Genomic DNA, 25,946 nt, shown 5'->3' on the forward strand with positions numbered 1-25,946 from the left:
AGGACACGTGGAGATCAAGGTAGACATCCCGACGCCGCTGCGGGCGTACACGTCGGGGCAGCGCTCGGTCCGCGCGGCCGGCGGCGACCTCGCGGAGCTGCTGGAGAACCTCGACCAGCGCTATCCGGGCCTGCGGGCCCGGCTGGTCGGCGACGACGGGCGGCTGCGCAGGTTCATCAACGTCTTCATCAACGACGGCGAGATCCCGGTCCGCCGCACGCTGGACGCCCCGCTCGCCAAGGGCGACAACGTCACCATCCTCGCGGCGGTGGCCGGCGGGGCGTGAGAGCCGGTGTGGGCGGCTCCCCCGCCCACACCATTGTCCGCCCGCGGCGGGGAGCGGCCGGGCTCTGGCCGATCAACTCTTGGTCAAGTATCTTTGCGATCAGGTTGACCGTGTCCCGCAAGACGGCTTCGAGGAGACCGTTCCATGCGCGTGGTCATCGCCGGCGCCGGCATCGCCGGGCTGACCGCCGCCCTGAGCCTGCACGCCGCCGGCATCACCGACGTGACCGTGCACGAGGCGGTGGCGGAGCTGCACCCGCTGGGGGTCGGCATCAACATCCTCCCGCACGCCATCCGCGAGCTCATCGAGCTCGGCCTGGCCGACCGGCTGGCCGCGATCGGCGTGGCGACCGCGGACCTGACCTTCCTCACCTCGCGCGGGCAGCGCATCTGGTCCGAGCCGCGCGGGCTGGCCGCGGGCTACCGGTGGCCTCAGTACTCGATCCACCGCGGCCGGCTGCAGATGATGCTGCTGGAGGCCGTACGCGAGCGCCTCGGCCCCGGCGCGGTGGTGCTGGGCTCCCCCGTCACCGGCCTCGACCACGACGCGGACCTGCTCGTCGGCGCCGACGGCATCCGCTCCACCGTCAGGCAGGCGCTGTTCCCCGGCGAGGGTGAGCCGCTGCCGGGCGGCGACGTGCTGTGGCGCGGCACCACGTACGCCAGGCCGTTCATGACCGGCCGGTCCATGCTCATGGTCGGCGACAGCACGCAGAAGCTCGTCATCTACCCCATCGCGCCGCCCGAGGACGACGGCACCCAGCTCGTCAACTGGGCCATCCAGCGCACGGCGCACGTCGAGGGCGTGCCCCGCGGCGACTGGAACCAGCCCGTGGACGTGGCGAAGGTGCTGCCCCACGTGGAGGGCTGGCACTGCGACGAGCTGGACGTGCGCGCGCTGATCGCGGACGCGCACCAGGTCCTGGAGTACCCGCTCGTCGACCGCGATCCGCTGCCGTACTGGTCCACGGACAGGGTGACGCTGATGGGCGACGCCGCGCACCCGATGTACCCGACCGGCTCCAACGGCGGCACCCAGGCCGTGATCGACGCGCGGGTGCTGGCGTACGCGCTGGCCGGCGGCCTGGGGCTGGAGTTCTACGAGGAGCAGCGCCGGCCGGTGACCGGCAACGTCGTGCTGGCCAACCGCGGCGACGGTCCCGAGGTCATCCTGCGGCTGACGCACGAGCGGGCGCCGCGGGGGTTCGGCGACATCGAGGACGTCATGCCGCTGGCCGAGCGCGAGGAGATCGCGCTGCGCTACAAGAAGCTGGCCGGTTTCGAGCCGGCCACGCTCAACGCGCGCCGTAGCTGGTCGGTGCCGCGCGGCGGCGCCTGAGGATCAGGTCAGGACGACGCCCCCGGCCAGGCGGGCCACCAGGCCGGCCGCGTCGCCGCGCTCGACCTCCAGCTCCGCCCCGAGCCCGCGCAAGCGGGCCCGCGCCTGCTCCGGGTCGGGGTGCCGGCCGGTCAGGGAGAGCAGCGGCACCTCGGGCAGGCCCCGCTCGGCGGGGTGCACGGTGGTGCCCCAGTCGATGAGGAACGGCGTCAGCGGGTCGCGCGAGGGCATGGTCAGCCGCCACTCCAGCAGGTCGCCGTCCGTGGTGCGGCGCGACATGGCCCGCGGCTCCCCCGGGTCGTGGCCGTGCCGGCGCGCCTCGGCGAGGGTGGCGTCGAGGTCGGCGGGACGCACGCACCAGTTGACCAGCCGCGGCCCGGTCAACTCGTCGATCATGAACCAGCGCGGCCCGTCCGGCTCCGGCTGCTCCGGGTCCGGCCCGACGATCTCCAGGTAACGGGGGCCGCCCAGGCCGAGCAGGTGGTTGCGGGTGCCGAGGCCCAGGTGCCTGCCGCCCTCGGCGGGCCGCACGCCGAGCGCCTTCTCCAGCGCGGCCACGGTGTCGTCGAGGGTGGGCGTGGCGTACACGAGATGATCGAGCATGGCTCAGACCCTAGTCAGGTCGCGGTCGCGGGTCTCGGGCAGGGCCAGCACGCACAGCAGCGACAGCAGGGCCATGCCGCTCATGAACCAGCCCGCCCCCGTCGTGCCGGCGCTCTCGCTGATCTGCGCGACGAGCAGCGGGGCCACGCCGCCGCCGAGCACGCCGCCCAGGTTGTAGGCGACGCCCGCGCCCGAGTACCGCACGTCCGTGGCGAACAGCTCGGGCAGGTACGCGCCCATCGGCCCGTACACGATGCCCATGCACAGCAGGGCGCCGCTGAGCGCGACCGCGATCAGGAAGTAGTTCCTGGTGTCGAGCAGCGGGAAGAGCAGGAAGCCCCACACCACGCCGAACGCCGCGCCCGCGATGACGAGCTTGCGCCGCCCGAGCCGGTCCGACAACCTGGCGACCAGGTACGTGCTCACGCCGAGCACGACCACGGCGACCAGGGTGAGCGCCAGCATCGCCGGCCGCGGGATGCCGAGCGTCTTGGTGGTGTAGGTCAGGCAGTAGGTGGCGGCGGTGTAGAACATCACGTACACCACGACGATGGCGCCCGCGCCGAGCAGCAGTTCCCTGGGGTTGCGGCGGACGACCTGCGCGATCGGCAGCTTGGCCGCCTCGGCCTTGGCGCTGAACGCGGCGAAGGCCGGGGTCTCGGCGATCTGCAGCCGGATGCGCAGCCCGATGACGACCAGGACGAACGACAGCAGGAACGGCACCCGCCAGCCCCACGACTGGAAGGCGTCGGCGGGCAGCCAGGACGACAGCGCCCAGAACACGGCGGTCGCCACGAAGTACCCCACCGGCGAGCCGAGCTGGGGCGCGGAGGCGAACAGGCCGCGGCGCTCGCGCGGGGCGTACTCGGTGGCCAGCAGCGCCGCGCCGCCCCACTCGCCGCCCAGCCCGATGCCCTGGAGGATGCGCAGCAGCACCAGCAGGATCGGCGCGGCCACGCCGATCGTGGAGAAGTCGGGCAGCAGCCCGATCAGGGCCGTGGACAGGCCCATGAGCAGCAGCGACACCACCAGCACCGCCTTGCGGCCGACGCGGTCGCCGAAGTGGCCGAACAGGATCGCGCCGAAGGGCCGGGCGACGAAGCCGATGGCGAAGGTGGCCAGCGAGGCCAGGGTGCCCGCCAGGGGCGACAGGCTGGGGAAGAACGCCTCGTTCAGCACCAGCGCGGCGGCGGTGCCGTAGATGTAGTAGTCGTAGAACTCGATCGCGGTGCCGATGAAGCTCGCGCTTGCGACCTTGCGCATCTCTTTCTGAGACGCCGCGGGGACAGCGGTCACGGGTGGCCTGCCATGAAGTCGGTAATCGGATGCGTTGTCGGGCAAGGGTAGGTTCGCCAACCTTGGCCGAGCATTGTCCGTTCCGACATCGCCTGGCGGCTTCGTTGTCCCGCTGGGACAACGGGCACCGGCCGCGGCGGAGGAGCGGGCCCGGGAGAGAATGGGCCGCATGGACGATCAGGTCATCGTGTTCTCGTACGGCACGCTGCGCCGGCGCGAGGTGCAGCTCTCCGTGTTCGGGCGGGAGATCGCCGGCACGCCCGACCGGCTGCCCGGCTACCGGCTGTCCATGCTGGAGATCACCGACCCGCACGTGATCGCGGTCAGCGGCGCCACGCACCACCCGATCCTGACCGCGACGGGCGACCCCGACGACCTGGTCGAGGGCACCGCGCTGCGGCTCACCCCCGGCGAGCTCGCCGCGGCCGACGCCTACGAGGTCGACGACTACCGGCGTGCGCTCGTGCCGCTGGCGTCCGGGCTCAAGGCGTGGGTGTACGCGGCGGACCATGGCGAACGGGGGGAATGACCTCCTCAGCGGGAGGCGGCGTCGCGGGCGCCCGCTTCCGCGAGGGTCAGGCGGGGTAGGCGTGGGTCTCGGTCGCCTTGACCGACGCCCAGATCCGCTGGCCCGGGGTCAGGTCGAGGTCGGCCAGGGCGGCGGGGGTGATGTCGGCGAAGACGGCGACGGGGCCGTCGAGGTGGACGCGTACGTTGTCGCCGTGCCGTTCGATGCCGTCGATGCGGGCCTCCCACAGGTTGCGGGGGCTGCCGTCGGGGCGCGTGCGGTAGAGGGCGACGGCGGCCGGCGGGAAGGCCACGAACGCGGCCCCTTCCAGGTGTTCAGAAGTGTGCAGCATCAGCTCGCCCACCTTCACCCTGGCCCCGTCGGCCACGCCCCGGTACAGGTTGAGTCCGACGAGGCGGGCGACGTAGTCGGTGCGGGGGCGGCGGGCCACCTCGGCCGGCGGGCCCTGCTGGACGACGGCGCCCCGCTCGATGACGACCAGCCGGTCGGCCAGCACCATGGCGTCGAGGGGGTCGTGGGTGACCAGGACGGTGGCGCCGTCGAAGTCGGCGAGGTGGCGGCGGAGCCGGGAGCGGATCTCCAGCCGGGTGTGCGCGTCGAGGGCCGCCAGCGGCTCGTCCAGCAGCAGCAGCTCGGGCCGTACGGCCAGCGCCCGGGCGAGCGCGACCCGCTGGGCCTGGCCGCCGGACAGCTGCCGCGGCCTGGCGCCGGCACGGTCGGCCAGGCCGACGCGCTCCAGCAGCTCGGCGGCGGCGCGGCGGGACTCGGCCCTGGACACGCCCTGGCAGCGCGGCCCGAAGGCGACGTTGTCGAGCACGGTCAGGTGCGGGAAGAGCAGGTAGTCCTGGAAGACCATGCCGATCGGGCGGCTCTCGGCGGGCAGCGTGTGCAGCGGCCTGCCGCGCAGCGTGATGTGCCCGCCGGACATGGCGGTCAGCCCGGCCAGGGCGCGCAGCGCGGTGGTCTTGCCGGCGCCGTTCGGGCCGAGCAGCGCCACCACCTCTCCGGGGGCGACCCGCAGGCCGAGGTCGAGGGTGAAGGCGGGCCTGGTGACCACCAGCCTGGCGTCGAGCGTCACGGCGCGCTCACCCACCGGTCGCGCAGGCTGGCCAGGATGACCACCGACACGGCGAGCAGCACCAGGCTGAGCACGATCGCCGCCTCCGGGTCGGTCTCCAGGGCCAGGTAGACGGCCAGCGGCATCGTCCGCGTGGTGCCGGGGAAGTTGCCCGCGAACGTGATCGTGGCCCCGAACTCGCCGAGCGCCCGCGCCCAGCACAGCACCGCGCCCGCCACCACGCCCGGCATCACCATCGGCAGCGTCACCCGGCGGAAGACCGTCCACCGCGAGGCCCCGAGCGTGGCGGCCGCCTCCTCGAAGCGCTGGTCGGCGCCGCGCAACGCGCCCTCCACGCTGATCACCAGAAACGGCATCGCGACGAACGCCTCCGCGACGACCACACCGGCGGTCGTGAACGGCAGCGTGATCCCGAAACTCGACTCCAGCCACTGCCCGGCCAGCCCGCGCCGGCCCAGCACGAGCAGCAGCGCCACGCCGCCGACCACGGGCGGCAGCACCAGCGGCACCGTCACCAGGGCCCGCACCACCCGCCGCCCGGGGAACTCGACCCGGGCCAGCAGCCAGGCCAGCGGCACGCCGAGCAGCAGGCACGCGGCGGTGGCGACCGTGGCGGTCACCAGCGACAGCCGCAGCGCCTCCAGCACGTGCGGCTCGGCCAGCCGCTGCGGCAGCGTGGACCACGGCGCCCGGACCAGCAGCCCCGCCAGCGGCAGCACCAGGAAGGCCAGGCCCGCCAGCGCGGGCACGACCAGCATCCACGGCAGCCGCGCCGAGACCTCGCGGCGCGGCCGGGCCGGGGCGGGCTGTTCCTGCACGGGTGAGCTCATGGCGATCCGGGCGCCTCGAAGCCGGCCCTGGTCAGCACGTCCCTGCCCTGCTGCGACAGCACCAGGTCCACGAACCGCCCGGCCAGCTCACCGGCCGGAGCCCTGGTCAGGGCGGCGATCGGGTAGTCGTTGACCGCCTGGCCGGCCTCGGGGAACGCGATGCCCCGCACCTTCCCGCCCGAGGCGATCACGTCGGTCTTGTAGACCAGCGCCGCGTCCACCTCGCCCAGCTCCACCTTCGTCAGCGTGGCCTTGACGTCCTGCTCCAGGGTGACCGGCGTGACCTTGAGCCCGGCCGCGCCCAGCGCCTTGGCCGCCGCCGCCCCGCACGGCACCTGCTCGGCGCAGAGCGCCACCTTCACCTGTGGGTCCGCCAGGTCCTTCAGCTCGTCCACCTCGGCCGGGTTGTCGGCGGGCACGGCGATCTGCAGCCTGTTGCGCACGAACGTGGCCGGCGGCGCCGCCAGCGACGCGTCGGTGACCGTCTTCATGGTGGCCGGGCTCGCCGCCGCGAACACGTCCGCCGGCGCCCCTTGCGTGATCTGCTGGGCCAGCGTGGCGCTGGAGCCGAAGTTGAACCGCACCGTCGTGCCCGGGTGCGCGCTCTCGAAGACCTTGCCGAGCTCGGTGAACGTGCCGCTCAGCGAGGCCGCCGCGAACACCGTCACCTCCTTCGCCCCCGCGCCGGAGGCCGACGCGGCCGGTGCGCCCGGGCCGGAGCCGGAGCCGCAGCCGGCCAGGCCCGCCAGCGCGAGCGCGACGGGCAGGGCGAGCGCCCATCGGGAAAGACGCCTGAACACCAAGGACGGCTCCTCACACCTGGCCGGCCACGCGCTCGTGACCGGGGATCTCCACGACGACGTTGGTGGACTTGATCACGGCGACCGCCACCACCCCCGCCTCCAGGCCCAGCTCGTCGGCGGCCTGGCGGCTCATCAGCGACACCACCCTGAACGGCCCGGCGGCGATCTCCACCTGCGCCATCACCGCGTCGCGGATCACCTCGGTCACGATGCCCCTGAAGCGGTTGCGGGCCGAGGAGCGGCCACCGTCGCCGGCCTCCTCGATCTGCGCGCGGGCGAAGGCGGCCAGGTCGGCGCCGTTCACCCGCCGGCGGCCGTGCTCGTCGCGCTCGGCGGCCAGCCTGCCCGCGTCCACCCACCGGCGGACGGTGTCGGAGCTGACCCCCAGCAGCGCCGCGGCCTCACTGATCCCGAACGTCGTCACAAGCCCACACTCTACCTCCGCACTTTCCAGGCTGGAAGCCGGTATGCCGCCGCAACAGCGGCTTGCTTTCGCACATCTCCCTGGCATTCGCGAGGTTGGGCATCGTGCCGCCCCGCCGGGCGCGTTCGTCCGGTGCGCCAGACACCGTCCGGCTCGGGCGCCACCACGACCGGCCCCGCGTTCTCGGAGGTCAGCGCGGCCACGACCCGGTCCACGTCCGTCTCCCGCCCGATCCATCCGTCGATGCTCGCGATCGCCCCGGCCTGCGCCACGAATGCTCCCTTCCCACGCCTGTTCATGTGGATCAACGAAGGGGCGGGCGGGCAAAATTCGCGAGGGGCGCACTCTTCGCAGAACCCTGAAACGTGACGGGACGGCTGCCGCTAGCCTGGCCTGCCATGACGTACGGCCCTGAGCAGCCCTCCCACGACGCCCCCCGCCGGCAGCCTGCGCCTCCCGTGGTGCTCGACGTCGGCGCGGACACCAAGGTCAGGGCGCTGGCCGGCGGCGCGGTGGCGGGCGTGATCGGGCTGGTCGCGATCCTCTCGGCGCTGACGGGGCAGACCACGGGCAGTGAAGGCACCGCGGTCGCCGTCGGGCTGGTGGGGCTGGTGTTCCTGGGCATCGGCCTGCTACCCCTCATCGCGTGGAAGAAGGTCGCCCGCCCGCGCCGGCTCGTCTTCGACGCCTTCGGCGTGCGCTGGCATCAGGAGATGGAGCACCTGTGGGAGTTCCACACCGTCGAGAACGGCTACCGGCTGCCGCTCGGCTCCAGCCCTCGCCACATCCCGGTCATCGAGCGGGCGATGCGGCAGCACCGCCCGGGGGCGTACCTGGGGATCAGGGACGAGGGTTTCACGGTCGGCCTGGTGTGAGCGTCAGTCGCCGCCGGGCGTGACGAGGCCCGTCTCGTAGGCGACGACGACCGCCTGGGCGCGGTCGCGCAGCGCGAGCTTGGTGAAGATGCGGGCGACGTGCGTCTTCACCGTCGCCTCGCTGAGCGTCAGCGCGTACGCCAGCTCGGCGTTCGACAGGCCCTTGCCCATGAGCGTCAGCACCTCCAGCTCGCGCGGCGTCAGCGTCGCGAGGTCCGCGTGCGCGCCGGCGGGCGGCGGGCCGGGGACGCGGTCGGACGCGGCGAAGCGCTCGACGAGGCGGCGGGTGATCGAGGGGGCCAGGAGCGCGTCGCCGGTGCCGACCAGGCGGACGGCGGCGGCCAGGTGCTCGGCGGTGACGTCCTTGAGCAGGAAGCCGCTGGCGCCGAGCGTGAGGGCGGCGTAGACGTACCGGTCGAGGTCGAACGTGGTCAGCATGATCACCCGGCAGTGGGGGTCGTGGGCGAGCACCCGGCGGGTCGCCTCCAGGCCGTCCATGCCGGGCATGCGGATGTCCATCAGCACCACGTCGGGGGCGAGCCTGCGCGCCTGCTCCACCGCCTGCCCGCCGTCGGCGGCCTCGCCGGCCACGTCGATGCCGCGCGCGGTCAGGATGAGCCGGAACCCCACGCGGACCAGCTCCTGGTCGTCGGCGATCAGCACCCGGGGGGTCGCGTTCACGGGCGCTCCAGCGGGATCCTGGCCCGTACCCGGTAGCCGCCGCCGAGCCGGCGCCGCGCGTCGAGGTCGCCGCCGTACACGGCGACCCGCTCACGCAGGCCCACCAGCCCGCGCCCGGCCCCACCACCCGTCCGCGCGCCGTCCCGCCCGCCCCCGGACGTGCCGCCCGACCGCGCGCCGTCCCGCCCTGACGCGCCGTCCCGCCCGCGCGCCGGTCCGCCCGCCTGGCGCTCGCCGTCGTGGCGGGGGGTGGCGCCGGTGAGGACGCTGGGGCCGCTGTTCAGCACCTCCACCCGCAGGTACTGGTCGGTGTAGCGGACGCTCACCTCGGCCCTGGCCGCCTCCCCGTGCTTGAGCGCGTTCGTCAGCGCCTCCTGCACGATCCGGTACGCGGTCACGTCGATCCCGGCCGGGACCGGGCGCGGCTCGCCGGAGATCCGCACCTCCACCGGCAGCCCGGCGAACGCGATCCGATCGGCCAGCGCGCCGAGCTGCCCCAGCCCCGGCTGTGGCGCCAGACCGGCCCCGTCACCGTCATCACCGTCGGGCGACGGCGCGAGCAGCCCCAGCAGGTGGCGTAGCTCGGTCATCGCGTCCCGGCCGGCCGCCTCGACGGCCCGCAGCGCGGTCTCGGCCTCGCCCGGCATCGTGGGCAGCACCTCCCTGGCGGCCCCGGCCTGCACGACCATGAGGCTCACGTTGTGGCTGACGATGTCGTGCAGCTCCGCCGCGATCCTGGCCCGCTCGGCGTCCACGGCCGCGCGGGCGGCCCTGTCCCGTTCGCGTTCCAGCAGCCGCCCCTGCTCGGCCAGCACGGCCCGGTAGCGCCGCCGCGTACGCACGAGGGCCACTGCCATCCACCCCGTCGAGCAGCAGGCGAGCGTCAGCGCGGCGGCCGGCCATTCCCACACCCGATCATCTTCGCGCGGCCCGCGGCGATCGGCATCCTCCCCCGGCCCTACATCCACGGGATGACGCCCCGCCGCGGCTACATCCCCGGCGGGATGCGCCCCCGGGGTTCCGCGATCTAGCTTCGTGCCATGAACACTCAGCGGCTCGTCGTGCGGCTCGGCGACGTCCACAAGGAGTACGGCGCGGCCAGGGCGCTGGACGGCGTCTCGCTGCGCGTCCACGCGGGGGACGCGGTCGCGGTGATGGGGCCGTCGGGCTGCGGCAAGTCCACGCTCCTCAACCTGATCGCGGGCCTGGACCGTCCGACGCGGGGCACGGTCGAGGTCGGCGGCCAGGATCTGGGGGCGATGAGCGAGACGGACCTGGCGCTGTTCCGCCGCCGGCACATCGGGATGATCTTCCAGTTCTTCAACCTCATCGAGGACCTGCCCGCCCTGGACAACGCGGCGCTGGCCGCCCAGCTCACCGGCACGCCCGCCCGGCAGGCCAGGGACCGGGCGATGGAGCTGTTCGAGGAGCTGGGCATCGCCGGGCGCGCGAACGCCTACCCGGCGGCGCTGAGCGGCGGGGAGCGCCAGCGGGTCGCCGTGGCCAGGGCGCTGATGAACCGGCCGGCCCTGCTGCTGGCCGACGAGCCGACCGGGGCGCTCGACAGCCGCTCGGGCGAGCAGGTGATGGACCTGCTGATCGACCTCAACCAGATCGGGCAGACGCTGCTGATCGTCACGCACGACCCGGCCCTGGCCGCCCGCTGCGCCAGCCGCACGGTCGAGCTCGGCGACGGGCGGGTGGTGGCCGAGCACAGCCTGGAACGCACGTCATGAGAGTGCGGCGAGGCGTCGCCCGGCGGGGCGCGGGTGCCGTGTGGCACGGCGGGGGCGCCGTGTGGCGGGCGTCGCGGGCGGCGGTGCGGCGGCGCCGGGTGCAGACGTTCGTGCTCGGGGTCGTGGTGTTCTGCTCGACGGTGGCGATCGTCGTGGCGCTCGGCCTGCTGGAGAGCGTGTCGGCGCCGTTCGAGCGGGCCTTCGAGGGGCAGCGGGGCGCGCACGTCGTGGCCTCCTACGATCCCGGCAGGGTCACGCGGGCGGCGCTCGCGGCCCGGCCTCGCGGGGTGGAGGCGGTGGCGGGCCCGTTCGCGCAGGCGGTGGTCACGATCCCCGAGACGTTCGAGCACCTGCCGCCTGGGCCGCTCACGGTCGTCGGCCGCTCCTCCCCCGGCGGCCCGGTGGACCGGCTGGACCTCTGGGCGGGGCGCTGGCCCGCCCGCCCCGGAGAGATCGTGCTGGACCGGCCCGCGAACGGCTTCTTCTCCTTCCTGGTCGGGGTGCGGTTCACCGTGCGCGAGGGGCAGGCGTTCACCGTCGTCGGCCTGGCCTCCAGCGTGAGCAGGAGCTCCGAGGCGTGGGTCACCCCCGGCCAGGCCGCCGCGCTGCGCCCGGCCGCGACGCAGCTGCTCTACCGCCTGCACGCCGCCGGCACCGACGCGCAGGTCCGCGCGGGCACGGCCGCGATCGCGGCGGGCCTGCCGGCCGGGGCGCTGCTGGGCTCGCAGTCGTACCTCGTCGTCCAGCGCGACGCGGGCCGCGCGGCGGCGGCCTTCCTGCCCTTCCTGACCGTGTTCGGGGTGCTCGGCCTGGTGGTGGCCGTCCTCATCGCGGTCAACGTGGTCAGCGGCGCGGTCGTGGCGGGCCACCGGCACATCGGGCTGCTCAAGGCCCTCGGCTTCACCCCGAACCAGGTCGTCGCCGTCTACCTCACGATGGTCCTGGTCCCGGCGGTCGCGGGCGCCGCGCTCGGCACCGCGGCGGGCGCCGTGGCCGCGCGCCCGCTGCTGGACGACGTGGGGGCGGGCGTCTTCACCGCCACGACGAGCCCCTGGGTGTACGCGGCCACGCTCGCCGGCATGCCGGCCGTGGCCGTGCTCGCCGCGCTGGTGCCGGCGCTGCGCGCGCACCGGCTGACCGCCGCCCGCGCGATCAGCGCCGGCGCGCCTCCCGGGCGGGGGCGGGGGCTGCGGGTGCAGCGGCTGCTCGCGGGCGCGCCGCTGCCCCGTCCGGTCAGCCTCGGGCTGGGCCTGCCGTTCGCGAGGCCGGGGCGCGCCGCGCTGACGCTGGCGGCCGTGGTGCTCGGCGCGGCCACGGTGACGCTGGCCACGGGCCTGTCCATGACGATGACCTCGTACGGCGCCGCCGCCCAGCGCGTCGGCCACGTGCACACGGTGGTCCACGCCGGCCAGGCCCGCAACCACCAGACGCCGCCCCGGCACGGCGACGCCGGGATCGAGGCGCTCCTGCGCGGCCTGCCCGGCGCCATGAACGTGACCGCCGACGCGTGGGTGACCCTGCACCTGGCGGGGCACCCGCAGCCGATCCAGGGCAGGTTCCTGCGCGGGGACTCCGGCACGCTGGGCGAGACGCTCGTCGAGGGCCGCTGGCTGCGCGGCCGGGGAGAGGTGGTGGCGCCCTCGGCGTTCCTGGTCAAGCGGGGCCTGGCGGTCGGCGACCGGCTCACGCTGTCCCTGGGGCGCGGGCGGGCGGAGGCGACAGTCGTCGGCGCGACCATGGACGGCGCCGCCGACCTGATCCAGGCCGACTGGCACACGCTGACCGCGCTCGCGCCGGACCAGCGCGCCACCCAGTACGAGGTCCGCCTCGCCCCGGGCACCGGCGTCGAGTCCTACAACGCCGCGGTCAGGGCGGCCGACCCCGGGCTGCACCCGGTCGCCAAGTCCACCAGCGACCCGGCCACGGTGGCCGTCATCGGCTTCGCGTCCCTGCTCACGGTGCTGCTGGGCACCGTCGCCGCGCTGGGCGTCCTCAACACCGTGGTGCTCGACGCCAGGGAGCGGCGGCGCGACATCGGCGTGCTGAAGTCCATCGGGATGACGCCGCGCCAGGTCACGGTGATGATGGTGACGTCGATGGCGGCGCTCGGCGCGGCGGGCGGGCTGCTCGGCGTCCCCGTCGGCGTGGCCGCGCACCGCCTCGTCGTCCCGGCCATGGCCGAGGCGGCCGGCATCGCGCTGCCGGCGTTCATGGTGGAGGTGTGGCGGGCTCCGCTGCTCGCGCTGCTCACGCCGGCGGGCGTGGTGATCGCGGTGCTGGGCGCGCTCGTCCCGGCCCGGTCCGCGGCGCGGCAGACCATCGCGACCGTGCTGCACAACGAGTGAACGGGGCTGGACGGCCGCCTCGGGGCGGTGGACGCTGATCGTACGACCGGCGCGAGACGCCCTTCGGTCCGCGCCCTCATCGCACGTCGAGGAGGAACGCATGCCCGCGACACCCCATGCCGAGCACGTCGGCAGCCTCCTGCGCCCGCCCGAGCTGCTGCAGGCCAGGCAGGCGCGCAAGCGCGGCGAGCTGAGCGCCGAGGAGCTGGCCGCGGTGGAGGACGCCGCCGTGCTGGCCGCGATCGAGCTGCAGCGCCAGGCGGGGATGGAGGTGTTCACCGACGGGGAGATGCGGCGCCAGACCTGGCTCGCCGGGATCCTGGAGTCGCTGGGCGGCGTGTCGCCCGTCCCGCTGCCCTCCACCGCGTGGTGGCGCGGCGACGGCGAGCCGGTGCCGCCGGAGGAGACGTCCTGGGACCTGGTGGCGGCGACCGGCAGGCTCACCCAGAGGACGAACCTGTCGGCCGTCGAGGCCGGCTTCCTGGCCCGGCACGCCCCCGGCCCGTACAAGATCACCATGGTGAGCTCGTCCATGGGGAACCTCCTGTGGCATCCCGAGCTCAGCGCCGCCACCTACCCCACTCCCGCCGACCTGTTCCGCGACCTGGTCGCGCTGCGGATCGAGGAGATCAGGGGCCTGCTGGCGCAGGGCGTGCGGTGGATCCAGCTCGACTCGCTGGCCTACGACTTCGTGATCGACCCCGACTTCCGCGCCCGCCTGCTGGGGCCCGCCGCGCCGGACGCGGAGGTGCTGCTCGACGCGGCGGTCGGCCTCGACGTCCAGCAGGTGCGCGCGATCAAGGAGCTGGACCCGGAGGTCACGGTCGGCCTGCACCTGTGCCGGGGCAACAACCGCAGCGCCTGGTCGGCCAGTGGCGGGTACGACCCGGTCGCGGAGCGGCTGTTCGGCGAGGTGCCGGTGGACCGGTTCCTGCTGGAGTACGACACGGAGCGGGCGGGCGGGTTCGAGCCGCTGCGCTTCGTGCCCGAGGGCACGGCGGTGGTGCTCGGGCTCGTCTCCTCCAAGGTGCCGGCGCTGGAGTCGCAGGACGAGCTGCGCCGGCGCATCGACGAGGCGGCCAAGTACGTGCCGATGGAGAACCTCGCGATCAGCCCGCAGTGCGGCTTCGCCTCCACCTCCCGGGGCAACCTGCTCACGGTGGACGAGGAGCGGCGCAAGCTGGAGCTGGTGGTGGAGACGGCACGGATGGTCTGGGGCTGAGCGGGCGGGCCGCCTGGTGGGCGGCGGTGAGCGGCATGCGGCCGGCCGCCGGCGGCCTCCCGGTCATCGGGGGGTGCGGTCAGCTGCGGCAGACGTCGCGGAACGGCAGGTCCGGCACGTGCTCCGCCCACTCCTCGCGGGTGAGCGGGCGGGCCGCCTGGGCGCAGGCGGTGGTCGCCGGGTCGGCGGCGAGGGCTGAGGTGTCCCACTTCCAGACGGCGTAGGCGTCGCCGGCGACCTGCACGAGATCGGCCGCCGCGGCGACCAGCGTCCTGCCGTCCGCCGTGAACGCCAGCGCCCGGACCTCGCCGCCGTGCCCGGCCAGCGGTGGTCCGAGCGGCCGGCCGGTGGCGCTGTCCCACAGGCGCACGGTGCCGTCCTGACCGGCGGTGGCGAGGTAGCCGCCGTCGGGGGCGAAGGCCACGGCGTGGACGTGACCGGTGTGCCCGATGAGGGCGGCACCGCGCGCACGGGCCCAGGCCGCGTCGTGCGCCCCGGCCGAGGCCGTCTCGGGCGCGCGGTCCGGCGCCGCCTCGCGATCCGGCGCCGCCTCGGGCTCGCGATCCGGCGCCGTGCCCGGCGAGCCGGGCGCGGCCACGTCCCAGAGGCGGGCCGTCCGGTCCTCGCTCGCCGTCGCGAGCAGCGTGCCGCCCGGGGCGAAGGCCAGCGACGTGACCGGGAGGGTGTGGGCGCGCAGCAGGCCGAGGCGCCTGCCGGTCGCCGTCTCCCACAGCAGCACCGTGCCGTCCGAGGCGCCGGCGGCCAGCACGGCGCCGGTGCCGTCGAAAGCCGCCGCGGTGATCCGCCCCGACTGCCCGGACGCGGTCCCGCCCCTGGCCTTGCCCTCGGGCAGCGCCCAGACCTGGACCTCGGCGTCCGGAACGGCCGTGGCCTCCTGGACGGCCGTGGCGAGCAGGCGCCCGTCCGGGCTGTAGGCGAGAGGACGGCCGCGCACGGAGGAGGGCCCGCCGAGGATGGCGGTGTGCAGGCCGTGCCCGGCGTCGTCGCTCCCTGAGGCGGCCAGCGAGCGGCCGTCGCGGCTGACCGCCAGCCCGTCCACGAGGTCGTCGGGCCGGATGCGCAGCCGCTCGCCGCGCCAGCGGGCCGCGCGCACGTCCCACGACCAGAGGCTGCCGTAGCCGGGCCGGGTCCCGTCGTACGGCTGGACCACGAGCCGCCCGGCGTCGCCGCTCAGCACCGCCTGCGTGCTGTCGCGGCGCTCGTACCAGCGGGCGGGGACCGGCCGGTCGGCCGGGACCCGGCCGTCGCCGCCGGGGAGCGTGAGCGGGTGGCGGGTGCCGCGCGGGATCCGCCACAGGCGTACGGTCGCGTCGGCGCCCGCGCTGGCCAGCAGGTTCCCGCCGGGGCTGAAGGCGACGGCGTTGACGGCGTGCGTGTGCCCGGTCAGCGGCTCCCCCAGCGGGCGGCGGCCCCGCACGTCCCAGAGCCTGATCGTGTGGTCCTGGCTCGCGGTGGCCAGGACGCGGCCGTCCGGGCTGAAGGCCGCCGAGGTGACCAGGCCGGTGTGTCCGGTGAGCGGCCGGCCGGCGGGCCGGCGGGTGGCGACGTCCCAGAGCTGGACGTGCTCGCTGCCCGTGGTGCCGGCCAGCAACCCGCCTCCGGGGCTGAACGCGAGCGCGGCCACCTCCTCGCGGGGCTCGGGCGTCACGCTGCCGGCGGCCGGTTCGAGCGGGTCGCCCGTCAGCATGCCCGACTCGGCGTCGAACGTCCTGATCGGGCCGCCCGGGTAGGCGGCCGCGATGAGCGTGCCGTCGGGGCTGAACGCGACCGGTCCCGGAGCGCCGTCGAGCGAGCGCAGCGCGGCGACCGGGGCACCGGTGCGGACGTCCCACAGCGTGGACGCGCCCGCGGAGCCGGCGGTCGTGGCCAGCAGGGACCCGTCGGGGCTGAAGGCGGTCCACTGCCTGGCCCAGGGGGTGCTGCCGCCGCCGGTCCACGCCTGGCGGGTGGTGGTGTCCCAGACGCGTACGCCCCCGTCGGCGCCGGCCACGGCCAGGTGGCCGCCGTCGGCGCTGTACGCCACGGACATGCCGTCGCCCTGCTCCTCCCCCACCGGCCACGGCACGGGGGTGAGCCCGGAGACGTCCCACAGGCGCAGCGGCGCGGCCCTGCCGGTCGCCGCGAGCGTGGCGCCGTCGGGGCTGAACGCGACCGAGTGCACCTCACCGGGCAGGCCGCGCAGCACGGCGAGCTGCGGCGCGGCCACCGCTGCCCGGATCGCGGCGCGGGTCTCGGCGCGGGTCCCGGCGCGGGTCTCGGGGGCGGGCGGGGCGATCCGGGCGGCGGCCACCGCGAGCAGCCGGGCGAGCCGGGGCTCGGTGGCCGCGAGGACCTGGCTCTGGGCGACGAGCCGCCGGCTGAGCGCCAGGTCGCGCTGGGCGAGGGCTCGATCGCGCTCGGCGCCGGCCCGTACGTTCATGACCGCCAGGACCGCGGTGGTGGCCACGAGCACGACCACCACGACCACCGCGGCGGCTCTCCCCCACCCGCGACGGGGCCTGGCCATTGAGCGCAGCCGCTCGAACACCGCGGACCTCCACGGACGACGGGGTCACCCGTCACGGTAGACCCCGTCGCCGCCCGGCTGCCCTCACCGCGGGCGTCTCGATTCCGTTCTTGCCGGGAAGTCCCGATAGGTTCGGCCTCCATGATGGAAACAGACGTCATCGGCCAGGCCCTGCTGCGTGCCTTCGCGGACCGGGGGATCGAGGCGACGCTGCCCGGCCCCTCCACGATCAGCATCACCCTGGCGGGCGGCTCCAGCGCGAACGCCGACATCGCCGCGTGGCGCGAGCACGCCCAGGGCCTCGGCCCCGACGGCCTGGCGGAGGCCGCGGCGGCCTACGCCGACCAGGCGGCCAGGGCGTTCGAGCGCGCCTCCGCCGAGATCCCCGAGCAGGACCTGCGGGTGCGGCTGTACCCGGAGGAGGCACTCGGCGACCTGCTCGGCGGGCTGGTGGCCAGGCGGCTGGCCCCCGGGCTGGCCGAGGCCGTCGTGATCGACTACCCCGACTCGATCGTGCCGCTCGACCGGGCCAGGCTCGGCGAGCTGCGGGAGCAGTCCGTCTTCGGCGCGGCGCTGCAGCACTCGATCGACAAGGAGCCGCACTACGCCGAGTCCGCCACCGTCCACGGCGTGCCGGTCACGCACGTCGGCGGCACCCACCACTACGTCGGCGCGCACGCGCACGTCCTGCGCCGGCACACCGGGCAGGCGCCGCACGGAGCGCTGGTGTCCTTCCCGCTGCCCGAGTACATGCTCGTTCACGAGATCGGCGACGTGCACCTGTTCGCCGCGATGGAGGCGTTGCAGGACCTGTCCCGGCAGCTCTTCGACTCCGGGGACAAGCCGGTCAGCCCGCAGGTCTACTGGTGGCGGCCCGGCGCGTACGAGGAGCAGCCCGAGCCGCAGGCCCTGTACGGCACGCTCGTGCCCGACCTGCGCCCGGTCGGCATCCAGGTCGACCACCAGGAGAAGAGCGTCGCCTTCCTGACCGCCGACACCGACGAGCTGGTCGAGCTCTGGATGCGCGCCCGCGAATGACCGGGAGGGCCTCCAGGCCGCCCTGAACGGCGCTCGCAGACGGCGCTCGCAGACGGCGCTCGCAGACGGCGCTCGCAGACGGCGCCGCATGGGGGACGCGACGACCTCGTCGCATCGGGGAGGCGACGACCTCAGGGCGCTGCGGCGCTCATGACGGCACGTCGCGGGTCTCGAAGCGCGACACCGCCTGCTTCCCGTCCGTCACCACGACGGCCGAGTCGTCCTCTCCCCTGACGAACACGAGCTCGTCGTCCCCGTCGCCGTCGTAGTCGCCCGCCGCCAGCGGAGCGGCCTCGCCCAGGCCCGCGACTGCCCCGCCCGGCACGAGGCCGCCCGCGCCGCCCCAGAAGACCTTCGGCGCGGTGGCGCTCACGTGCCGGGACGGCGCCGCGCCGCCGAAGGCGAGGTCGTCGCGGCCGTCGCCGTCGAAGTCGCCGGAGACGGCGGCGCCGGCGGAGCCCTTGAAGACCGCCTGCCGACCGTCGCCGTAGTAGACCGTCAGCGTGCGGTGCACGGAGGGCGGCTCGGTCTCGTAGCCGGGCTCGTTGTTGCGGCTGCCGTCGTCGCCGACCGCGACGTCCCTGGCGCCGTCGCCGTCGAAGTCGCCGAACGCGGCCGACATGCCCGGGTTGAGCGTCCTGCCGGTCTTCTGCAGGCCGCCGGGGCCGGCGGCGAGCAGCCGGCCGCTGACCTGCTCGCCGTCGTCGCCCTCGTGGACGAGCAGCGCGGTGGCGCGGCGGCCGTCGATCCCGTCGGCGGTCATCCTCCAGAAGTCCCCGCCGGTCGGCGACGGCCGGGTCTCGCTGCGGGCCGGGGCGCCCTGCCTGGTGAACGGCCCGTACAGGAGGGTCAGGTCCGCGGCGAGCCCGCCGGACGCGGGCGGGGTGGCCATCGCCACGTCGGCGGCGCCGTCGCCGTCGAAGTCGCCCGCGACGGCGCGGGAGCCGGCCGGCTCGGTCGTCGCGGGCCGGCGCACGGGTGTGGGGCGGGTCGTCGCCGCGATGCCGCTCCTGCCTCCCCAGAAGATGTGCGCGCCCTGCGGCTCGCCGTCCGGCCCTCCGTAGGCGAGGACGTCGCCGAAGCCGTCGCCGTCGAGATCGGCCCTGATGCCGCCGCCGATCAGCCACGAGGTGAACGTGCCGGGCGGCACCACCGCCCCCTTCGCGGGGACGAGCCCTGCCGCCGAGCCGGGGACGACGCCCAGGCGCCTGCCGTCCGCGGGGCCGAACTCCGCCACCAGGTCCGCGTACCCGTCGCCGTTGACGTCGTCGGGCTGCCCGCTCCTGGCCGGGGCCGAGGCGGACCCGGAGCGGGGTGAGGCCGTCGTAGGGCCAGGCGGTGCGGTGGCCGGCGGCGTGCTGGACCCGGGGGCGGGCGAGGCCGCCGGCCCATCAGCGTGCGATCCGCCCCCGCAGCCCGCGAGCGTCATGGCCGCCACCAGCAAGATCATCGACTGTCGCCGCACAGCCCGACAGCCTAGGGCAGCGGGCCGTGCTTCCTCATGCTCCGGCGGGCCCGATCCTCATGTGGCGTTAAGAAAGCCCGCTTAACGTGGGCGGCTGTGCTGGTGCGAGAGGCTGTGGAGACGGAGCGGCGGGCACGGCCCCGCCCGGTGTGGCGCAGGCGGGTGGCCGCCGGGGTGGCGGTGCTGTTCGCGGCGGGGACCTCCGTGCGGCTCGGCGGGCTGGAGGCGGGCGTCTTCCTGGTGCCGATGGTCTCCTTCACGCCCTACTTCGCCGTGGCCGCGCTGCTGACGCTGGGGGTCGCGGCGCTCCTGCGCAGCCGCGCCGCGATCGCGATCATGCTGGCGGTGTGCGCCTGCCTGGCCTGGTGCGTGCTGCCGCGGGCGATCGGCGGCGGCGAGGCCTCCGCCGGCGGCCGGGCGCTGCGGGTGCTGACGGCCAACCTCAACGGCGGGCGCGGCGACGCGGCGGTGATCGTCGACCTGGCGCGCAGGCTGGACGTGGACGTGCTGAGCATCCAGGAGCTGACGTACTCGGCTCGGGAACGGCTGGCGGCGGCCGGGCTGACGGAGCTGCTGCCGTACCACGTCGGCAGGGCCGACTTCCGCGGCCCGGAGGGCAGCGGCGTCTACTCGCGCCATCCGATGACCGAGCGCACGGGGCTGTTCCAGCCGGTCGGGCACCACATGCCGGTGGTGGAGGTGTCACCGCCCGGCGGGCCCGCCGTGGAGGTGGTGGTCGTGCACCCGGTCGCGCCCGTGCCCTCGACGGTGCCGGAGTGGGAGGCGGGGCTGTCCGCCCTGCCGCCCGCGCCCGCCTCCGGGCCGCCCAGGATCCTGGCGGGCGACTTCAACGCCACCCTCGACCACGCGGTCTTCCGCCGGCTGCTGGACACCGGCTACACGGACGCGGCGGCCTCCACGGGGCAGGGGCTGGTCCCGACCTGGCCGCACGGGCGCTCGCTGCCTCCCCTGGTGGCCATCGACCACGTGCTGACGGACGGGCGGGCGTCGGCGGCGGGGGTGCAGGTGTTCGACGTGCCGGGCTCCGATCATCGCGCGCTCTTCGCGGACCTGCGGATCAAGGGCTGAGCCGGCGGCGCCGAATAACCGTGGGGGAGAATTTCAATTCGGCGATGTCCCGCCCGATCCGCCCATGACGTGAATATGAGACACCTGCATAAAGTTGTTTAAGCAGGATCGGGAATTTATGGTCTACGTGCCGGCCGGCACTTTCACACCGAGGCCGGGGGTGGGCGGGAATTGTCGGTTTTGTTTCGTATGGGGGCTGCGCGGAAAATCGCGGCCGGCGTGGTCGTCGCATGGGTGGCCATCGCCGTCGCGGCCGTGCTCGCGAGCGGTCCGCTCGACGACGTCCGCGTCACCAGCGGCAGCTCGATGCTGGCCCGGGGCGCCGAGTCGGCCCGCGTCCTCCACCTGCTGGCCGAGCAGTCCGGCCGGGTGGTCCCCGCCCTCGTGATCTACGAACGCCCCGGGCCGCTCCAGCGGGACGACCTCAGGGCGGCCCGGCAGGACCTGCGGCAGTTCGCGAGCGTCCCCGGCGTGGTCGGCACGGCGTCCGCGCCCGTGCCCAGCGCCGACGGGCACGCGCTCCAGGTCACCGTGCTGCTGTCCGGCAAGCCCGGCGTGCTCGTCAGCCCGCTGGTCGAGCAGTTGCGCCAGATCACCGCGGAGGGCAGCCCGCCGGGGCTGATCAGCCACGTGAGCGGCGCGGGCGGCGCCGCCGCCGACTACGTCGACTCCTTCCGCCGGGTCGACGGCACGCTGCTGGCGCTGAGCCTCGTCGTGGTGCTCCTGGTGCTGCTCGCCGTCTACCGCAGCCCCGTCCTGTGGGTGATCCCCATGCTGGCCGTGGTGGTGGCCTACCTGTGCTCCGCCGCGGCCGTCTACGTGCTGGCCCGCTCCGGGCTGATGACGCTCAGGGCCGCCACGCCCGAGGTGTTCACCGTGCTGGTGTTCGGCGTGGCCACCGACTACGCGCTGCTGCTCGTCGCCCGCTACCGCGAGCGGCTGCGCGCGACCGCGGACCAGGCGGCGGCGCTGAAGGACGCGCTGTCGGGCGGCATCCGCACGGTCGTGGCCTCGGCCCTCACCGTGGCGGGCGGCGTCGGCTGCCTCGTGGTGGCCGACACGCACGCGCTGCGCTCCATCGGCGTGGCGGCCGCCGTCGGGATCCTGATCACGACGGTCGTGATGGTGACGCTGCTGCCCGCGCTGATGCTCCTGGGCGGGCGGCGGGCGTTCTGGCCGAGCACGCCGCGCCCCGGGGAGACGGCGCGCGACGGGCTGTGGCGGGGCGTGGCGGGCTTCGTCGGCCAGCGCCCCCGCCTCGCCTGGGCGGGCTCCGCCCTGCTGCTGACCATGCTCTGCATGGGCCTGACCACGCTCGACGCCTCGGGCATCCCGCCGTCGTCCCTGTTCACGATGCGTACCGACTCCGTGGCCGGCTACGACGCCCTGCGGCGGCACTACCCGGCCAGCGCCCCCGTCGTGGTCATGGCCAGACAGGACAGGAGCGCCGCCGTGGAGCAGGCGGTGCACACGGCGGAGGGCGTGGTGGCGATGCGGCCGGGGCCGCCCGCCCCGTGGCGCACGTTCGACGTCGTGCTCGCCGCGGAGCCGAACACGCCGGAGGCGCAGCGCCTGGTGGAGGACCTGCGCGGCGCCGTGCGCGCCGCGGCGGGAGGCGCGGCCCTGGTGGGCGGGTTCACCACCGAGCTGCTCGACGTGCAGGCCGCGGTCCTCGACGACGCGCTCCTCGTCGTGCCGCTGATCCTGCTGGTCGTCGGGCTGATCCTGGTCGTCCTGCTGCGCTCGCTGGTGGCGCCGCTGCTGCTGATGGGCACGGTGGTGCTGTCGTTCGCGGCCACGCTGGGGTTGTGCTCGGCGCTGTTCACCCAGTTGCTGGGCTATCCGGTCGTCGACGCGTCGTTCGCCCTGTACGCGTTCGTCTTCCTCATGGCCTTCGGCATCGACTACAACATCTTCCTGATGGCCCGCGTACGCGAGGAGGCCGTCCGGCTCGACACCCGCGAGGCGACCCTGCGCGCCCTGCGCGCCACCGGCGGCGTCATCACCGCGGCCGGGGTGGTGCTGGCGGCGGCGTTCTTCGTGCTGACCGTGCTGCCGCTGGTGCCGGTCGTGCAGCTCGGGCTGCTGGTGGCGATCGGGGTCGTGATCGACACGGTGGTCGTGCGGTCGTTCCTCGTGCCGGCGCTGGCCCATCACATGGGGCGGCGGATCTGGTGGCCGGCACGTGCCGCTTCGTGACCTCACGCCCGGCGCGACCCGCCGGGCACCGCATGCGGACGCGGCGAACGCGGCCGCCGACACGCGGGAGCCACCCGGCATTTTCGGGCGGACATTCGGCCGCGGGGTGAAATTCCGCCCGGCAGAATGGCTTATGCTGGGCTATTTCGCCGTGATGGCGCTCATCGTGGCCGTATTCCGCGATCGCCTGCCGGACGAGGCGGAGCTGCTCGCCGGTTATGCGCTCGCGGCCCTGTTCCTGCTCGTGCTGGCGGAGGCCGAGCGGCGTTTCCCCAAGGCCAGGGCGGTGCGGTTCGCCCGGTTCTCCGGGCCGTTCCTCGTGCTCCCGTTCGCGTACGGCGCCGCCGCCCGCGCCTCCCGCGTCCTGCACGGGCGCTACCTCGACGGCGACCTGCACGCCTGGGAGACGGCGCTGCTCGGCTTCGCACCCAACACCGCCCTCACGGCGGCCATCGGCTCCCCGCTGGTGACCGAGGTGCTGACCTTCTGCTACTTCACGTTCTACGGCTGCTTCCTGATCCCGGCGATCCTGTACGTCCGGGGCCTGGTGCCGCTGGCCGAGCGTTACGTGTTCGCCGCGCTGGCCGTGTTCCTGCCCTCCTACCTGGGGTTCATCGCGATCCCGCTGACGGGCCCCGTGCTGGCGCTGCCCGAGCTGTTCGCCGCCCACGGCCCGTCGGGGTACGCGGTCACCGCCGTGCAGAGCGAGATCATGGCCGCCTTCGACCCGCCGGGCGCCTGCTTCCCCTCGACGCACGTGGCCGGCGCCTGGATCACCGTGCTCTGCCTGCGCCGGCGCGTCTCCAGGAACGTCCGCCGGGTGCTGTGGACGCTGACCGCGGGGCTGACGGTCGCCGTCGTGTACGACTGGTACCACTACCTCACCGACGCCGTCGCCGGGCTGGCGGTGGCGCTCGTCGTGCACGCCGTCACGAAGCGGATCGCAGCGCGGCCAGCGCGGCCTCGAACCCCCGGGTGAGCGTGGTGGCGGGGGCGAACCCCAGCTCGCGTACGGCGTCGTCCGGCACGCACGTCCAGTCGGCGTGGCGCATCTCCCTGGCCTTGTCCCGGTTCAGCGCCGGAACGCCGCCCCGCGCGACCAGCTCGGCCAGCGCGGCCACCGCGTGCACGGCCGGCATCGGCACCGGCAGCACGACGGGGGCCCGGTAACCGGCCGCCCGGGCCAGGGCGCGGCAGATGTCGGACATGCCGTAGGCGTTGCCGTCGCTGATCGGGTAGAGGCCCGGGCAGAGGCCGGCACGAGTGCCGGCGGGCCCCAGGGCGGAGCCGTGCCAGACCGGCTGCCGATCGGGACCGCGTCCGGCGGATCGCTGACCGGGGCCGTGCCCGGCCGGTTGCCGGTCGGGGCCGCGGTCGGCCGGTTGCAGGACGGGGCCGCGGTCGGCGGCGGCGAGCAGGGCCGTGCACAGGTCGTCCACGTAGACCATGCCGTAGCGGCGCGGGCCGAAGCCCGCCTGGACGACGACGCCGAGCCGGATCATGGGCAGGAGCGCGGGCAGCAGCGCCTCCTCGCCGGGCCCGTACACGATGCCGGGCCGCAGGATGACCGCGGGCACCTGGCCCGCGTGCTGCCTGACGACCTGCTCGCCGGCCCGCTTGCTGGCCCCGTACAGGGAGATGGCCGGGCCCGCCGCGAGCGAGGAGCACAGCACGAGGCGTGCCGGGTGGCGCTGCGCGGCCAGCGCCCGCACCAGCCGGGCGACGCCGTCGCGGTTGACCGCCCAGAACCCGGCGGGGGTGCGGGCCCGCAGGGTGGCTGCGAGGTGGATGACGCGGTCGGCTCCCCGCAGGGCCTCCGTGACGCCCCGGCCGGTGGCCAGGTCGCCGGGCACCACCTGGACGCCCAGCTCACGCAGGGCCCTGGCGCGCGGGGACGGCCGGGCCAGGGCCGTGACGGTGCCGCCGCGCGCCAGGATCATACGGATCAGCCGCCCGCCGACGAAGCCGGTGGCGCCGGTGACCAGGTAACGCGCAGCCGTCACAACTCCCGCCCGTAGATGCGGTACGCCTTGGAGCGGGTGCCGCCGAGCAGGGACAGGTAGCGGTTGATGGCCTGGTTGTCCTCCAGGGTCCAGCCGAGCTCCATGCCGCCGCGGTAGCCGCCGGCCGTGACGGCCTCGTACGTGCGCGCCAGGAGCGCGGCCTCGACGCCGTGCCTGCGCAGATCCGGGACGACGCCGAACAACAGGCCGCGGACGCGGTCGATGCGCCGCGCCGCCAGGGACAGCCGCACCCGCCCGAGGGGCAGCCCGAAGCGGCTGAGGCGGCCCCGCGCCGCGGCCAGGGCCTGGTTGAAGTCGGGCAGGGCCAGCGCCACCGCCACCGGCTCGCCCGCCACCTCGGCGAGCTGGACGAGCCGCGGGTTCATGATCGCGCGCAGCCGCTGCTTGGCCAGGGCGAACTCCGCGTCCGTCATCGGCGTGAAGCCCCAGTTGCCCTGCCAGGCGCGGTCGAAGACGAGCTTCACCCGGTCGAGGTCGGCGTCGTAACGCGCCGGGTCGAGCGGCCGGACGGTGAGCCGGTGGCGCGACTCGGCCCGCCGGGCGATGCTCAGCAGCCGCTCGGGCGGCACCCAGCCCGTGCCGTCCCACGCCCACAGGTCCTTCGCCTTGACCATTCCGCACGACTCCAGCAGCGCCGGATAGTACGCCGGGTTGTACGGCATCATCACGCTCGGCGGCGCGTCGAACCCCTCGACCAGCACCCCGCACTCGTCGTTCATGGTGAAGTTGACCGGCCCCAGCATGGTCCGCAGCCCGCGCTCGCGAAGCCACCGCGCCACGGCGTCCAGCAGCTCCCGCGCCGCCTCCGGATCGTCGGCGCAGGCGAACTGCCCGAAGAACCCGTCGCGTGCCCCGTGGACCCCGTTGTGCCGGGGGTTGTGCACGGCGGCGATCCGGCCGGCCACTCGCCCGGCACGGCGTACGGTGAACAGCTCGACCTCGCCGTAGCGGAAGAACGGGTTGTGCCGCCGGTCGAGCAGGCGCCGGCAGTCGCCGCGCAGCGGCGGCACGAAGTGCGGGTCACCGCCGTGCAGCCGGTACGGCAGCTCGATGAACTCCGCCAGCCCACGCCGCCCCCTGACGGGCTCGGCGGGACGCGGTGACGAGGACGAGACCGGCATGGCGACCCCCTGCACTGAACGGCCCCCGTCAGCCGGCCCGCACCCCGGCGCGGACGAGGGTGGTCACGTCGCCGAGGGTGCGCACGTGCCTGGCGAGATCGAAGTCGACCAGGAGGTCGAACCGGTCGCCGCTGGCCACGGCCAGCTCGGCCATGTCGAGGCTGTCGGCCTCGAGCTCCTCGCGCAGGTCGGTGTCGGGGGTGATGAGCGCCGGATCTACCGCGAGGATCTCGGCGCACAGGCCGCGCAGCTGGTGGAAGATCTCATCCTCTGTCATGCACACGTCCTTGTCGGCTGTCGCTTTGTCGGGCCTGTGGCTGCCGGCTCGCTTCACAGCAGCAGCGATTACTCTACTATCACGATCAACCACTGTCAGCTACGATCGCCAGATGTGGAGTGAGTCGCCAGAATGCCTTCGACGGAGCCGGAAAGTGAGT

Annotated in this window: 24 protein-coding genes; 11 read left to right on the forward strand and 13 right to left on the reverse strand. The window is 74.9% G+C overall.

The annotated features are described in order from the left end of the window. Nucleotides 1–7: 7 nt before the first annotated feature. Nucleotides 8–286, forward strand: coding sequence for a MoaD/ThiS family protein (locus HD597_RS24095; protein ID WP_253744961.1), 279 nt, complete (start codon nucleotides 8–10; stop codon nucleotides 284–286). A gap of 144 nt (nucleotides 287–430) precedes the next feature. Then, entirely contained in the window at nucleotides 431–1,624 is a 1,194-nt protein-coding gene (locus tag HD597_RS24100) for a flavin-dependent oxidoreductase (protein WP_253744962.1), read from the forward strand. 3 nt (nucleotides 1,625–1,627) lie between these two features. On the opposite strand, the gene HD597_RS24105 is transcribed toward HD597_RS24100, so the two are convergent. Both HD597_RS24105 and HD597_RS24110 read right to left on the reverse strand, forming a co-directional pair. Then, nucleotides 1,628–2,227: a VOC family protein gene (locus HD597_RS24105; protein WP_253744963.1), complete on the reverse strand. Its 600-nt coding sequence runs from the start codon at nucleotides 2,225–2,227 to the stop codon at nucleotides 1,628–1,630. A gap of 3 nt (nucleotides 2,228–2,230) precedes the next feature. Beyond that, nucleotides 2,231–3,490, reverse strand: coding sequence for an MFS transporter (locus HD597_RS24110; RefSeq protein WP_253744964.1), 1,260 nt, complete (start codon nucleotides 3,488–3,490; stop codon nucleotides 2,231–2,233). A 202-nt stretch (nucleotides 3,491–3,692) separates the two neighbouring features. Between HD597_RS24110 and HD597_RS24115 the strand changes: the two genes are divergently transcribed. Then, nucleotides 3,693–4,052 carry a gamma-glutamylcyclotransferase family protein gene (locus HD597_RS24115; protein WP_253744965.1) on the forward strand — a complete coding sequence of 120 codons (360 nt, stop codon included), beginning with the start codon at nucleotides 3,693–3,695 and terminating at the stop codon, nucleotides 4,050–4,052. A gap of 46 nt (nucleotides 4,053–4,098) precedes the next feature. Here HD597_RS24115 and HD597_RS24120 read toward each other — a convergent pair whose 3' ends face one another. The 4 genes from HD597_RS24120 to HD597_RS24135 are packed head-to-tail and all read right to left on the reverse strand — an operon-like array spanning nucleotide 4,099 to nucleotide 7,187. Beyond that, on the reverse strand, nucleotides 4,099–5,145 hold the full coding sequence (locus HD597_RS24120) for an ABC transporter ATP-binding protein (RefSeq protein ID WP_253744966.1): 1,047 nt from the start codon (nucleotides 5,143–5,145) through the stop codon (nucleotides 4,099–4,101). Beyond that, on the reverse strand, nucleotides 5,127–5,960 hold the full coding sequence (locus HD597_RS24125) for an ABC transporter permease (protein ID WP_253744967.1): 834 nt from the start codon (nucleotides 5,958–5,960) through the stop codon (nucleotides 5,127–5,129). The genes HD597_RS24120 and HD597_RS24125 overlap by 19 nt, the downstream gene beginning before the upstream one ends. Beyond that, nucleotides 5,957–6,763, reverse strand: a complete 807-nt coding sequence (gene modA, locus HD597_RS24130) for a molybdate ABC transporter substrate-binding protein (RefSeq protein ID WP_253744968.1) — start codon at nucleotides 6,761–6,763, stop codon at nucleotides 5,957–5,959. The genes HD597_RS24125 and modA overlap by 4 nt, the downstream gene beginning before the upstream one ends. A 10-nt stretch (nucleotides 6,764–6,773) precedes the next feature. Then, a complete protein-coding gene (locus HD597_RS24135; RefSeq protein WP_253744969.1) occupies nucleotides 6,774–7,187 on the reverse strand; it encodes a TOBE domain-containing protein in 414 nt (137 codons plus the stop codon). Nucleotides 7,188–7,585: 398 nt separating this feature from the next. Between HD597_RS24135 and HD597_RS24140 the strand changes: the two genes are divergently transcribed. Then, nucleotides 7,586–8,062 carry a hypothetical protein gene (locus HD597_RS24140; RefSeq protein ID WP_253744970.1) on the forward strand — a complete coding sequence of 159 codons (477 nt, stop codon included), beginning with the start codon at nucleotides 7,586–7,588 and terminating at the stop codon, nucleotides 8,060–8,062. A 3-nt stretch (nucleotides 8,063–8,065) separates the two neighbouring features. On the opposite strand, the gene HD597_RS24145 is transcribed toward HD597_RS24140, so the two are convergent. Then, nucleotides 8,066–8,743, reverse strand: coding sequence for a response regulator (locus HD597_RS24145; RefSeq protein WP_253744971.1), 678 nt, complete (start codon nucleotides 8,741–8,743; stop codon nucleotides 8,066–8,068). Then, on the reverse strand, nucleotides 8,740–9,654 hold the full coding sequence (locus HD597_RS24150; RefSeq protein ID WP_253744972.1) for a sensor histidine kinase: 915 nt from the start codon (nucleotides 9,652–9,654) through the stop codon (nucleotides 8,740–8,742). The genes HD597_RS24145 and HD597_RS24150 overlap by 4 nt, the downstream gene beginning before the upstream one ends. A gap of 129 nt (nucleotides 9,655–9,783) precedes the next feature. Here HD597_RS24150 and HD597_RS24155 point away from each other — a divergent pair, with 129 nt between their 5' ends. From HD597_RS24155 to HD597_RS24165, 3 genes are all read left to right on the forward strand, one after another. Continuing rightward, nucleotides 9,784–10,479, forward strand: coding sequence for an ABC transporter ATP-binding protein (locus tag HD597_RS24155; protein WP_253744973.1), 696 nt, complete (start codon nucleotides 9,784–9,786; stop codon nucleotides 10,477–10,479). After that, nucleotides 10,476–12,824 (forward strand): ABC transporter permease, encoded by a 2,349-nt coding sequence (locus tag HD597_RS24160; RefSeq protein WP_253744974.1) that lies wholly within the window; start codon nucleotides 10,476–10,478, stop codon nucleotides 12,822–12,824. The genes HD597_RS24155 and HD597_RS24160 overlap by 4 nt, the downstream gene beginning before the upstream one ends. 100 nt (nucleotides 12,825–12,924) lie before the next feature. Next, a complete protein-coding gene (locus tag HD597_RS24165) occupies nucleotides 12,925–14,046 on the forward strand; it encodes a cobalamin-independent methionine synthase II family protein (protein WP_253744975.1) in 1,122 nt (373 codons plus the stop codon). Between the two features lie 79 nt (nucleotides 14,047–14,125). On the opposite strand, the gene HD597_RS24170 is transcribed toward HD597_RS24165, so the two are convergent. Next, nucleotides 14,126–16,534, reverse strand: a complete 2,409-nt coding sequence (locus tag HD597_RS24170) for a WD40 repeat domain-containing protein (protein WP_253744976.1) — start codon at nucleotides 16,532–16,534, stop codon at nucleotides 14,126–14,128. A 180-nt stretch (nucleotides 16,535–16,714) separates the two neighbouring features. Between HD597_RS24170 and HD597_RS24175 the strand changes: the two genes are divergently transcribed. Beyond that, the gene (locus HD597_RS24175) at nucleotides 16,715–17,611 is read left to right on the forward strand and encodes a hypothetical protein (RefSeq protein ID WP_253744977.1); all 897 of its coding nucleotides are present in this window, start codon (nucleotides 16,715–16,717) and stop codon (nucleotides 17,609–17,611) included. 148 nt (nucleotides 17,612–17,759) lie between these two features. On the opposite strand, the gene HD597_RS24180 is transcribed toward HD597_RS24175, so the two are convergent. Next, a complete protein-coding gene (locus HD597_RS24180) occupies nucleotides 17,760–19,076 on the reverse strand; it encodes an FG-GAP repeat domain-containing protein (protein ID WP_253744978.1) in 1,317 nt (438 codons plus the stop codon). Between the two features lie 96 nt (nucleotides 19,077–19,172). On the opposite strand from HD597_RS24180, the gene HD597_RS24185 reads away from it, so the two are divergent. The 3 genes from HD597_RS24185 (at nucleotide 19,173) to HD597_RS24195 (ending at nucleotide 23,343) form a co-directional block, all read left to right on the forward strand. Beyond that, nucleotides 19,173–20,165: an endonuclease/exonuclease/phosphatase family protein gene (locus HD597_RS24185; RefSeq protein WP_253744979.1), complete on the forward strand. Its 993-nt coding sequence runs from the start codon at nucleotides 19,173–19,175 to the stop codon at nucleotides 20,163–20,165. 219 nt (nucleotides 20,166–20,384) lie between these two features. Next, nucleotides 20,385–22,364, forward strand: a complete 1,980-nt coding sequence (locus HD597_RS24190; protein ID WP_253744980.1) for an MMPL family transporter — start codon at nucleotides 20,385–20,387, stop codon at nucleotides 22,362–22,364. 133 nt (nucleotides 22,365–22,497) lie between these two features. After that, entirely contained in the window at nucleotides 22,498–23,343 is an 846-nt protein-coding gene (locus HD597_RS24195) for a phosphatase PAP2 family protein (RefSeq protein WP_253744981.1), read from the forward strand. Here the strand turns inward: HD597_RS24195 and HD597_RS24200 are convergent. The 3 genes from HD597_RS24200 to HD597_RS24210 are packed head-to-tail and all read right to left on the reverse strand — an operon-like array spanning nucleotide 23,294 to nucleotide 25,786. Then, nucleotides 23,294–24,367 carry an NAD-dependent epimerase/dehydratase family protein gene (locus tag HD597_RS24200; protein WP_253744982.1) on the reverse strand — a complete coding sequence of 358 codons (1,074 nt, stop codon included), beginning with the start codon at nucleotides 24,365–24,367 and terminating at the stop codon, nucleotides 23,294–23,296. The genes HD597_RS24195 and HD597_RS24200 overlap by 50 nt on opposite strands. Continuing rightward, nucleotides 24,364–25,509, reverse strand: coding sequence for a hypothetical protein (locus tag HD597_RS24205; RefSeq protein ID WP_253744983.1), 1,146 nt, complete (start codon nucleotides 25,507–25,509; stop codon nucleotides 24,364–24,366). Before HD597_RS24205 ends, HD597_RS24200 begins: the two co-directional genes overlap by 4 nt. Nucleotides 25,510–25,537: 28 nt before the next feature. After that, a complete protein-coding gene (locus HD597_RS24210) occupies nucleotides 25,538–25,786 on the reverse strand; it encodes an acyl carrier protein (protein ID WP_253744984.1) in 249 nt (82 codons plus the stop codon). Nucleotides 25,787–25,946 lie beyond the last annotated feature (160 nt).

It is taken from the genome of Nonomuraea thailandensis, from assembly GCF_024172165.1.
In the GTDB taxonomy this organism is placed as follows: Bacteria; Actinomycetota; Actinomycetes; order Streptosporangiales; family Streptosporangiaceae; genus Nonomuraea; species Nonomuraea thailandensis.

Bases quoted from the DNA above. Each gene is read 5' to 3' on its own strand.
- HD597_RS24155 (WP_253744973.1), top strand. From the start codon at position 9,784: ATGAACACTCAGCGGCTCGTCGTGCGGCTCGGCGACGTCCACAAGGAG.
- HD597_RS24125 (WP_253744967.1), bottom strand. From the start codon at position 5,960: ATGAGCTCACCCGTGCAGGAACAGCCCGCCCCGGCCCGGCCGCGCCGC.
- HD597_RS24205 (WP_253744983.1), bottom strand. From the start codon at position 25,509: ATGCCGGTCTCGTCCTCGTCACCGCGTCCCGCCGAGCCCGTCAGGGGG.
- HD597_RS24140 (WP_253744970.1), top strand. From the start codon at position 7,586: ATGACGTACGGCCCTGAGCAGCCCTCCCACGACGCCCCCCGCCGGCAG.
- HD597_RS24210 (WP_253744984.1), bottom strand. From the start codon at position 25,786: ATGACAGAGGATGAGATCTTCCACCAGCTGCGCGGCCTGTGCGCCGAG.
- HD597_RS24105 (WP_253744963.1), bottom strand. From the start codon at position 2,227: ATGCTCGATCATCTCGTGTACGCCACGCCCACCCTCGACGACACCGTG.
- HD597_RS24160 (WP_253744974.1), top strand. From the start codon at position 10,476: ATGAGAGTGCGGCGAGGCGTCGCCCGGCGGGGCGCGGGTGCCGTGTGG.
- HD597_RS24100 (WP_253744962.1), top strand. From the start codon at position 431: ATGCGCGTGGTCATCGCCGGCGCCGGCATCGCCGGGCTGACCGCCGCC.
- HD597_RS24195 (WP_253744981.1), top strand. From the start codon at position 22,498: ATGCTGGGCTATTTCGCCGTGATGGCGCTCATCGTGGCCGTATTCCGC.
- HD597_RS24175 (WP_253744977.1), top strand. From the start codon at position 16,715: ATGATGGAAACAGACGTCATCGGCCAGGCCCTGCTGCGTGCCTTCGCG.
- HD597_RS24165 (WP_253744975.1), top strand. From the start codon at position 12,925: ATGCCCGCGACACCCCATGCCGAGCACGTCGGCAGCCTCCTGCGCCCG.
- HD597_RS24115 (WP_253744965.1), top strand. From the start codon at position 3,693: ATGGACGATCAGGTCATCGTGTTCTCGTACGGCACGCTGCGCCGGCGC.
- HD597_RS24110 (WP_253744964.1), bottom strand. From the start codon at position 3,490: ATGCGCAAGGTCGCAAGCGCGAGCTTCATCGGCACCGCGATCGAGTTC.